Source organism: Pirellulaceae bacterium, assembly GCA_029243025.1.
In the GTDB taxonomy this organism is placed as follows: Bacteria; Planctomycetota; Planctomycetia; order Pirellulales; family Pirellulaceae.
Map to the genome: position 1 here is coordinate 1 of JAQWSU010000003.1, position 5646 is coordinate 5646.

At 52.8% G+C, this 5646-nt stretch carries 2 protein-coding genes; both read right to left on the reverse strand.

The features are described from left to right. The coding region (locus P8N76_01360; protein MDG2380298.1) for an Ig-like domain-containing protein at positions 1–5408 on the reverse strand (5408 nt) is incomplete at its 3' end. A 34-nt stretch (positions 5409–5442) separates the two neighbouring features. Continuing rightward, a partial coding sequence (locus P8N76_01365) for a hypothetical protein (protein ID MDG2380299.1) occupies positions 5443–5646 on the reverse strand: 204 nt, incomplete at its 5' end.

The following is a 5646-nucleotide window of genomic DNA, read 5'->3' on the forward strand; positions in this document are numbered from 1 at the left end:
TCCGGCAACTGTCGGGCGTTGGTCGTTTGCCGATCGGCTGTGAGTATTACGTTTGACACTTGAGCAACGTTGCTTTTGTGATCCGTTTCCGTCCACAGCAGGGCGGCAGCGATTTGGGGCGAGGCCAGTAAGGGAGTCGCGCCACGGGCATAATTTCCGTTTTGGAAAGCGAATACGAGGTCCCCAGAATCGAAATCGCCATCTGCATTCCAGTCGCCCTCGGCATAGCTGGAGTTGCCGGGAACATTATCCTCATATTCTCCAGCTCGAAAAACGGCGACGAGGTCTCCCGAATCGAAAACGCCGTCTGCGTTTGAGTCGCCAATGACGGGGGGGACTTCTGCCGTGCCCGGCGAGCCCCCGTTGGCCGCGCTGGGACGCCAACTAGCGGCCTGCCCCCAACTGGCGAGATCAGTATTGTTGGTATCGATCAATTCGAGAGATGGGCCATCGCCGTCTGTGATTGGATACCAATCATCTGAATAGGTGAATTGCTGAATCGGAAGTCCATCACCGAGGAGCGTTAGTTGCTCTCCGCCGTTACTCAAATTTCCGCGCCACTGTCCGGTGATAGGTAAGTCGTTTCCATAACGGAAGCGAAAAGCCTCGACGTCTTCGACAATCAAGACTCGTTCACCGGCCGCTAATTCGGTGATGAGTCCCTCCGCAAAAAGGAACTGAATTCCTTGCGGATCGCCGTTGAGAGGCGCTTGCACAAATTCGGCACCGGTTAGATCTAACGTTTTCTCACTCCGATTGACCAACTCAATAAATTCAAAGTCATCTGCGTCACTAAAACCGGCCCTGACTTCGACTTGGGAAGGGGCTGACGGATGATAGTGTATTTCACTGATTCTGAGCGATTCGGTTAATTCGGAAGCGGTTGCGGTCGTGGCGATAAACGACATAGGATCCGACCAGTGACTCCAATGTCCGCTGCGATCTTGCATTCGCACGCGTGCTCGGTAGGCATGGCCCGCTTGAACTGCGGATGACGGCGGCGCGATTTGGGAGTCGAATTCTGCCAGGACGCCTGACTCCCAAGTCGAGTTCCATTCCAACAACAAATCAGCGTTCGGGTTAAAAGCGGGGGCATTCGGATCGGTAACTTCTGCGATCCGCCATTCGATGCCCGCAAATGTGTCATTGCCTTGAGCGTCAGAAAAGTTCGAGGTTTTAAAACGAAGCCCATTAGTAGGGAAGTTTGGATTCCCTTGGTAGCTGATCGTCGGTTTGGCCGGTACAGCCTCATCCTTGGCCCGCGAATTGGTCAGCAAACGATCGAGATGTCGGGCTCGGCCACCATTCGGAACACTTCCTCCAGGCCAATTACCACCCTGGAAGGCAAAGTCCTTCATGTTTTGCACGAGTGCGTCGATTCCCTTGGTCCCTTCCCCTGTGAGTCCGTTGTAACGGCCTTCGGAGGCGGGACCGCCTCGCCAACGGTCGAAGTCGGCCGCTGCCATCGGACGTAGCACGTCGGCGAATTGTTCGACTAAAGGCTCAATTTGGTCTCTCTGCCATAGCAGATCTCGGATTTCGCGAACCGCGTTGTAGTAGGCTGGCCAGAGTTCTTCCGTCGAGTTGCGATCGGAGCCTCCCCCGGATGCGGGAAAGACACTGTTGTAGACCACATCGTGGCCGGAGTTCCAAGTCGGTCCCCAACTGGCGTCGGTGTCCCAGGGAAGGATCCAGAGTTTGCCCCGATTGTTATTTTCCGGTAAGTAATCTGGCTCGAAATAGTAGACCATGTTCTTATTGGCGTCGGGCCAATAATCGTAATGTCGAATCGCTTCGGTGAAGGCGTGGTATTGGAAATATTTTTCCAGGTTGACGTGGGCGTTGATGTAATCCGCCGTACTGCGGCCACGCAGCTTGTTTTCAATTTCGTTGTGATCGGATCCGTCGTTGACGGCATTGGGAGCCTGGTAGCGTTGTTGTTGTTCCCAACTGCGGGTTTGATTGATCAGTTTGTAAAGATTGCCCCGTTCCAGCTCATGATTGTCGAGAAACCGAACGTCGTAAGTTTCAATGACGAAGTTCAATCCCCAGAAGTCGCCGGACCACTGATCGGGCGACTCTTCGGCTCCGTCAATCACACGGAAATGGATGTAGAATGTCTCGGGGGCAGGGACGCCTAGTTGATTGAACAGGTGCATATTGACGGTTTCGTTCAAAGCCCAAGTCTGTGTTTGACGATTGTCGAACATTTTACCAGTGGTCAAAGTTCGCCATTTCTCGGAAATGGGCTCACCGGCTTGGTCTTTGGCTTGGAAATATTGACCGTCGTTGAAACGGAATCGCATGCTGCGTTTTCCGGAGAGATGATACCGCCCATTTGCGCCGCGGAGACGCATATTGATGTTGTCGTAAACGACTCCGTCATAGACAAAAGCCGCTGGCCAATTGTAGGCAAAGCGAGCTTGCGTACCCTGGCTGATTTGGTTCCGTCCACTGTAGCCCATCATCGTCGTCACATCTTCATTTCGAGCGATCAGATGATAGACGGGGACTGATTCGAGCGTTTCCGATTTGTGCTGACCATAATCGGGAACGCCATCGTAAACGAAATAAGCGAAGTTTCTGGCGGCATCATCTTCGTAGGGGACCGTCACGGATTCCGACAACGTATCGCTGATATTGATTCGATATCGCATTAATGTGCGATGGCTTTGGCCAGGAATCGAGGCCGTGTAGAGATGATCGCCTGCAACGGTATCAGCGCCGGTCCCATCGTCGACCATCACCAGCGTTGTCCAATTTGCTGGGTCTACGTAGGCCGGGTTTACCTCTCGTGGATCATCCGGGCCGCGACGTAGATCGCGAATTGGCAGCGGTAAAAGTGTTGGGATAAAGTTTCCGGGTGAAACAATTTGATAATCCAGGCTCACCGATTCAACGCCGTTGGGGTCCGTTACCTTCGCCGTGATGATCGTGGTTTCGTTAGCCTTTGGCTGTTGGGGGGAGTGACTCACTTGCCGGATTTGAGGTGGGGCATTATTGGCGTGTACGCTGTTGATCGCATTTGGCGTTGGTGCCACGGAGGCACGCCAGCTACCACCTAGCTGATTGTCCAGGGAGGGATGGATCAACTCCATCGAAGGGCCATCGCCGCCGGCAGCGATCGGCCAAGGAAAGCCTTGTCGATAATCAACCCGATCGACCATATCGCCTGCGGAATTGCGAAGGGTGATCTCTTCACCTTCACTGGAAAGACGACCCGCATAGGGACCGATTGCATTCACTCCAAATTGTTCTTGCAACGTTGCTGGGTGTTGAGCGATGACCAGATAACTCAGGGGCTCGATGATTGTGCCTGCGGGGATGACGTAGCGAATGCCATTTGTGAAAAACCAATCGGAGAGATCTGCGGGTTGATGTCCTTGATTAAAAAGTTCGATGAATTCAGCCGGAACCGTATTTTCTGGTGGGTCATAGTGAACCTCGTTGATGATGACTTGTTGATCGATGGGTGCAACAACCAAGTTCACAATTGCCTCAGTAGAAGTCAGCTCACCATCGTTTACGGTGTAACGGAATTGGTCTTTACCCTCAAAGCCTTGCTTCGGGGTGTAGACAAAACTACCGTCATTTTTCAATTGCAGGTCGCCGTGTGTGGGGGGCTGACTCACCAAGGGGGTCAAAATTGGATTATCCACATCAATGTCGTTGGCAATTAAACCCGCTTCTTTTGTGATTGTCAGTGGGGTGTCGACGAACGTGAGGTAAAGATCTCCTGTCGCAATGGGGCGATCATTGATTGGGAGGACGTTGAACGTCACAGTTCCCACGGTCGGCGAACGGTCTGCATAGTCGGCGATGCGATAGGTAAAGGAATCAAGGCCTGAGAATTCAGGGTCTGGCACGTAGTCGAAAGATCCGTCGGCCTGCAAGGAGAGGGATCCGTGTTCGGTGGAGCTGATTAAAGTTGCGCTGAATTTATCGTTCTCCGCATCAACATCATTCGCCAAAATTCCTAGTTCCGAATCGCTCGTAATTCGTCCATCTTCGGAAAGCTCGTAATGGTCATCAGCTGCGAGGGGAGGGGAATTGATCGTGAGTGTAACGGTGACTTCATTCGATAATCGGGTTCCGTCATCGATTTGGTAACCGAAGGTCGTTACCCCAGAAAACCCTGCCGGATCGTAGTTGAAAGAACCATCTTCGCTAAGCGTAAGATTGCCTGATGCCACGTCGGTGGCAATTTTTGCGATCAGCGGCCCCGCATCCAAGTTGACATCATTCGCAAGCAGGCCCTCTGCAGCGGCGACATTCAGAATCTGGTCAGGCGCTGATTTGTATTCATCAGGAACAGCTATGGCTGGGTCGTAGGTTGGTGTGACCGCAATGGTAACCGTGGTCGGTTCGGACTCGCGAAAATCCACCGCCGCATAACGAAAGGTGTCTTCGCCGAAGAAATTCAAGTCCGAATCGTAAATGAACGAACCCTTTGGGTTGAGAGAGAGAACGCCGTGTTGAGGTGGATCGATCAGAATAGCAGTCAAACTGTCCCCCTCGGCATCCAGGTCGTTTGCCAGTACGCCCGTCGCAACGTCGGCAAACAGCAATACGCTGTCCTCCGCCGTGGTGTACGAGTCGGGCTGCACCTGGGGAGGCTGATTGTCGTAGTAGGCGGACAGTTCGTTTCGGATTTCTAGCCACTCGGCAGCATTGAGGGCACCGTCGTAGAAGCGGATTTCGCTGATGTCGCCTGCAAACCCCGCCGCATTTCCACTGAGAGTGTCCCCGAAGACTATCTCGGTATCACTCAGAGCTAATGGAGAGCCATCATCCCGGCTGCTGGTAGGCTGGTCATCAACATAAATTGTCATTGTTCCAGCCTGCCGTGTGAACGCGACGTAGTGCAATTGTCCATCATTCAAGCCGGTTGCGGTCGAATAAAGACTGGTGACCGGTTGTAGAAAGCCGCTTTCCAGCCCGGCACCGATTTGCCCCTGCGAATTCATGGCGATGCCCCAACCCTTGGAGAAGCCCAGGGCATTGGCATCAACCAGGCCAGCCCCTTCGAACCAGTTGCCATTTTCACCGGGGAGCGTTTGACTGTCGGAGACAAAGGTAACAATCACCGAGAAGTTATCCGCGCGATTGATGGGATTGTCGGCAATCGAGATTCGCAAGCTGTCGTCGCCGTCGGACGGATGGAAGCGGACGGTAGATCTTCCGCCGTATTGTTGTTTGATCAGGGTTGGCGTACCGCGATTTTTGGTTGGCACTGCCGCAATGGAATCGCTCCAGTTACTGACTTGATCTCCATCGTTCAAAAGATGGTTTAAGTCCTCGGCTCGCCATTGGGCAACTAGATCGCCGGCGAGCAAGCGGCGATCCTCAAGCGACTCCAGAACAGCGATTCTTTTAGACAGTCGCCCTCGTCGATATTTTTTGGGCATGGTGGAACTCGCTAACAATTGATCAATCAAATAATTAGATCAAAAAGTCGTGATGATTTTCAAAAAGATCTTGAGCTCGATCCTCGGGCTCTGGAACATCCGCGTCCAAAGTTGATTGTTTCTCATCGAGCGCAAACAGTAATTCCCTTGCTGCAATTTCTTCCGGCAACTGTCGGGCGTTGGTCGTTTGCCGATCGGCTGTGAGTATTACGTTTGACACTTGAGCAACGTTGCTTTT